At 39.7% G+C, this 4,202-nt stretch carries 11 protein-coding genes; all 11 read right to left on the reverse strand.

All coding sequences use genetic code 11. From position 1 onward, the window contains the following. On the reverse strand, positions 1–520 hold a 520-nt coding region (locus IV71_RS04915), incomplete at its 3' end, for a helix-turn-helix domain-containing protein (RefSeq protein WP_162258596.1). Continuing rightward, positions 507–728 carry a helix-turn-helix domain-containing protein gene (locus tag IV71_RS04920; RefSeq protein ID WP_010691968.1) on the reverse strand — a complete coding sequence of 74 codons (222 nt, stop codon included), beginning with the start codon at positions 726–728 and terminating at the stop codon, positions 507–509. The genes IV71_RS04915 and IV71_RS04920, both read right to left, overlap by 14 nt. 15 nt (positions 729–743) lie before the next feature. Continuing rightward, positions 744–1,196 (reverse strand): single-stranded DNA-binding protein, encoded by a 453-nt coding sequence (ssb, locus tag IV71_RS04925; protein WP_010691969.1) that lies wholly within the window; start codon positions 1,194–1,196, stop codon positions 744–746. Continuing rightward, on the reverse strand, positions 1,193–1,816 hold the full coding sequence (locus tag IV71_RS04930; RefSeq protein ID WP_010691970.1) for a Sak single strand annealing protein: 624 nt from the start codon (positions 1,814–1,816) through the stop codon (positions 1,193–1,195). The genes ssb and IV71_RS04930 overlap by 4 nt, the downstream gene beginning before the upstream one ends. An 11-nt stretch (positions 1,817–1,827) precedes the next feature. Then, complete coding sequence (locus tag IV71_RS04935) at positions 1,828–2,715, reverse strand: DUF1351 domain-containing protein (protein WP_010691971.1); 888 nt, start codon at positions 2,713–2,715, stop codon at positions 1,828–1,830. Continuing rightward, complete coding sequence (locus IV71_RS04940; RefSeq protein WP_010691972.1) at positions 2,712–2,909, reverse strand: hypothetical protein; 198 nt, start codon at positions 2,907–2,909, stop codon at positions 2,712–2,714. The genes IV71_RS04935 and IV71_RS04940 overlap by 4 nt, the downstream gene beginning before the upstream one ends. After that, positions 2,899–3,054, reverse strand: a complete 156-nt coding sequence (locus tag IV71_RS04945; protein WP_156405640.1) for a hypothetical protein — start codon at positions 3,052–3,054, stop codon at positions 2,899–2,901. Before IV71_RS04945 ends, IV71_RS04940 begins: the two co-directional genes overlap by 11 nt. A 47-nt stretch (positions 3,055–3,101) precedes the next feature. Continuing rightward, entirely contained in the window at positions 3,102–3,326 is a 225-nt protein-coding gene (locus IV71_RS04950; protein WP_010691974.1) for a hypothetical protein, read from the reverse strand. Beyond that, a complete protein-coding gene (locus tag IV71_RS04955; protein ID WP_010691975.1) occupies positions 3,326–3,529 on the reverse strand; it encodes a helix-turn-helix transcriptional regulator in 204 nt (67 codons plus the stop codon). Before IV71_RS04955 ends, IV71_RS04950 begins: the two co-directional genes overlap by 1 nt. 22 nt (positions 3,530–3,551) lie before the next feature. Further along, complete coding sequence (locus IV71_RS08435; protein ID WP_010691976.1) at positions 3,552–3,674, reverse strand: hypothetical protein; 123 nt, start codon at positions 3,672–3,674, stop codon at positions 3,552–3,554. A gap of 275 nt (positions 3,675–3,949) precedes the next feature. Further along, positions 3,950–4,202, reverse strand: a 253-nt coding sequence (locus IV71_RS08050; protein ID WP_162258597.1) for a hypothetical protein, incomplete at its 5' end; no start/stop codon positions are given.

The raw sequence follows: 4,202 nt of genomic DNA on the forward strand, positions 1-4,202 counted from the left end.
TTCGTCCAGTTGCCTTGTTATAAGCAGCCAACATTTTTGAAGCTGTCATGGGGTCAATGACGTCATCAACGCCCTTATGTGTATCTAATCTATTAGTTAATTTATTAGTTAATCTATTATCTAGGACATTTTTGTCCCTAGGGTAGGGACGTTTATGTCCCTGGGGTAGGGACGTTTGTGTCCCTAGGGGGGTGACATTTTTGTCGTTAGGTAGGGACGTTTGTGTCCCTACCCCCGGTTCGATCAACTCTAGATACCGTTTTTCAATAATTGTGGTGCCATCTTTGTATTTGACCGTACTTTTTAACAACCCTTTTTCATACAAGTCGCTTAGTGCTCGCTGTACTGATCGGGTTGTCTTGTGGTACTTGTCAGCCAGAAAGCTATTACTAGGAAATGCATGTTGGCCTGTGTTTGATAGCGTGTAAATGAATCCAAGCAGTCGAACTTGGAAGTCACTAACGTTGTCTAACTCATCAACCCATGCCGGTATCTGTGAGAAAAACCTAGTATTTGCCATCTCTCCTCCTTTCTCTTCCAACTAGGTCATCTAGCGACATTTCGAAATAGTCTGCAATGTCAATCAAGACGTCAAAACTTGGCTTCGAATACCCGTTCTCAAGGTTGTTAATCGTGCCTGCTGACATGCCGATATGCTTCGCCATTTTTCGCTGTGTGACCCCTTCTTTTTCTCGTAGACTTTTGAGCCGTTTTCCGAATTTGAACATAGCTATACCAATTTCTTAAAATGGCAGGTCATCATCACTAATATCAAGTCCGTCATTATTGTTTGAAAATGGATTAGCAGTGCTTTGTTGTTGCGTAGGTTGCTGGTTATTACTTGATCCGTTTTGCTGACGGCGGTGTTCTGATTCTGCCCTGCTTTCAAGTAGTGAGAAGTTATCAACCGCTACTTCCGTCACATATACACGCTGTCCTTGGTTGTTTTCATAGTTACGTGTCTGCAAGCGACCCTCGATAGCTACCAAAGCTCCTTTACCCGTGAAGTTGGCAAAGTTTTCGGCTGCCTTACGCCAGATAACAGCGTTAATAAAGTCGCTCTCACGTTCTCCGTTAGCGTCTTTAAATGGGCGTTGGACTGCTAGGTTAAAAGATCCAACCGCTACCCCAGATTGCGTGTATCGCAGCTCTACGTCTTTAGTTAATCGTCCAGTTAATACCACTCGGTTAATCATGCTGTTTGCTCCTCTTTCTTAATTTCAGCTTTATCCTTGGCCTTTTCTAGTAAATCGTTGACAAACTTTTCAGCCTGCTTGTAATCGTTTTCGTTGATGTCGCTTAGTTTCGCCACTCCTAGTTGGCTTGTTGCCCAACTTAATAAATGTTTACCAGTTACTTTTTCAGCATTTTGGATAGTAATATCGAGAATATTAGCCTGTTCTGGTGTGATTTTTTTAGGATCTACGTCTGGTAAATCTTCTCCGGCGTAGATATAAATACCGAGTCCAAACATCGATAGATTTTTAACTAAACAACGCATAATTGCCTTGTTTTCGTCAGTCGAAGTTGGCTTTAATAGTGACTTGTTACGCACATCCATGACTGGCAGTTGCATACCAAGTGTTCGACCTTGAATTGTGACAGTTGTCTTTACCATATAACCTTTTTGTGGGTTTCCAAATAGATACTCACCGTCTTCATTCTCTTTCATTTCGTAAGTTGTATCTGGGTAGCGTTTCATCACTTCCGATATTGCCCAAGGCCATGACAAATATTTAAAATTTCCTTTTTTGTCAACATGTTCGTTTACGTTAATCTCACTCAGTGTTTTAAATACCGATTTTGTCTCAGTCATGCCGACTCCTCCTAACCTTCACTAGTTCCTTGAAATTGGATACCCTTGCTATTCAAGAAGTCAGCAATCTCTTGCAACTCTTCACGAGTACATGCAAACACCTTAAATGAACGGTCATAGCGTTCTTCAACAGGCTTAATCACTTCGCCTGTCTCTTCGTCAACTTGCTTTGTTTGCGCTTGTGAGATGGCGCGTTCACGTTCGGCACGTTGCGCCGCTTCCTTCGCTTCTCGTTGTTGGTTAGCCATCCGCACATCGAACTTCATACCTTCGGTCACATCAGGCAGCGAATGACTATCCAACTGTTTGATGTAAGGGGCTGGATTGACATTTAATTGACTAGCAAACTCCTTAACCATGTTGATTTCATTTTGTTCAGTCTTCTGGTTGGCTTTGTCAGTCATGATGGATAGTGTTAATTCGTTATCAATGAAACTGTCTTTTGGTTCAGTTCCGTTGAAGTTCTTCTTGTATAGCCACTTTTCATCAATTGGAATCCGTGGTTCATATGGCGTGTCTTGATACTGGCTTTCAATGTAAAGTTTGATATTAGCCCGCCACTTTTCCTTCAATTCTTCATCGTACTTATCAAGTTGAACCTTGATGTTATTACCTGCCGATTTAAGCCTCTTCTCGGCATTCATCATCTGTTCCTTAACTGGTAGCCAAGGAGCAAGCATATTTTTTTCAATGTCAGAACGCCTTGAAGCGGACTCCTTAACCATCTTGTTAATCAGCGCTTTTTCGTCCTTAGCGCCCTTCATCGTTTCTTCTGTCACGACAAAGTTGTTACCATATGCAACATACTTATCGACCATGGCTAGGTACTGATCAAGGTTCTTAAACTCAATCTTGCCGTCTTGGATTAATTCAGACGGAAGTGTAATTGCTTCTGTCATAGTTCTGCAACCTCCTGTTGTAAGTCACCAAGTTCTGCGTACTTTTCGTCAATGTCAGCTTCCAAGTCTTCCTTGGTACTCTCCATCTTCTTGATTTCGTCACGCTTGGCATAGATTGCATCTTGTAGTTGCTCGTATCGTTCAAGTCGTTGCGTGTTTTCTGGGTACATCAACATGCTGTTTTCAATTTTCATGGCTGCCTCCGGCGAAACCTTTTACTACGGTCTCTTTGTCTAATCGTTCTTGATATGAAACAACTAGATCAGTTAATGATGTAATCACATCTGCTTGTGACTTAATCACTTCGCTCTGTGCTGTGATGATTTCTTTATCGTTCATATGTCCTCCGTGATATACTAGAGACATAAAGTTTCCTGCAAAGAAATTTATGCCTTAGCTCTCTTGGTTGCAGCCTTGAGAGCTTTTTTCTGTGCTTTAAAAAATCGTTTGCCATCTTTAGAGGCATCATTTTCAAGATCACGTCTAACGTCGTTGTCACCAAACAATGGCTTCTTATCGAGCGAAAGTACCACTAAGTAGATAAATCCACCGGTTGCTCCAATTAGGAAGAACCAGTTGATTACTCCATTCCAAAACATGCTATTTGTCATCACACACCTCCATGCTTTTCTATCTTTTCTACAAACTCTTCAATTTTTGTCCCTCGATAAAGAACCAAATTTCCTGATTTAAAATATGGCTTTGGAAACCATTTATGATTACGCCAATGCGCTTCAAATGTTTGGCGAGAAAATCCAACATTTTTGCAAATTTCTTCGATAGACCATGAATATTTTGATTTGAAACTAATCATTTTGTCATCCTTTCTTTTGGCATCATTTTGAAAACATATACATTAGGAATGTAGTCGTTAGCGAACCAATGAGACCGCCGATTACACTAGCAATTACAGATACCCAATTGGGGATTTGATAAAATTCTTCATCTTCTTTTTTCATGCTTCGCTCCTTTTTTGCTATCCTTTAGTTACTGGCAGTGACGTGCCTAGTAAATTGAAAGGAGAATAGTTATGTTTGAATTTCTCAATATTAATAGCAATGAACATCAGTTCATTAACAATGTATTGAAAGTAGACGTTACGTTAGATGACGGATCAACTGTTACTTTTGAAAATGATAATTACAAAGCCTCAAAATTACTGTTCAAAGATAATTGGGTGAGCGCTAAATTCAATGACCAAACTTCATTGTCTGGACGTATATTTACGTTAATCTCATCTGAGTCGTGACATTGAAATAATATAGTCAATCCTATTGGTTGGCTTATTTTTTTCGTCCATTACTCGCTTAATTTTTACATTCTTTAATTCATAATCTTCAAAAAATGAATTAAGCGAATCTAACGTTTTGTTTTTAAGTGCCTCTTGTTTTGTAATATCTTTAAAATTTGAAATTGTTTCGCTGTCTAGCTCACTAACAGATAATTGAGGAATAAATTCATTTATTTCATCAATTGCATCACGAAGC

The sequence above is a fragment of the Fructobacillus fructosus KCTC 3544 genome (assembly GCF_001438695.1).
Taxonomy (GTDB): Bacteria; Bacillota; Bacilli; order Lactobacillales; family Lactobacillaceae; genus Fructobacillus; species Fructobacillus fructosus.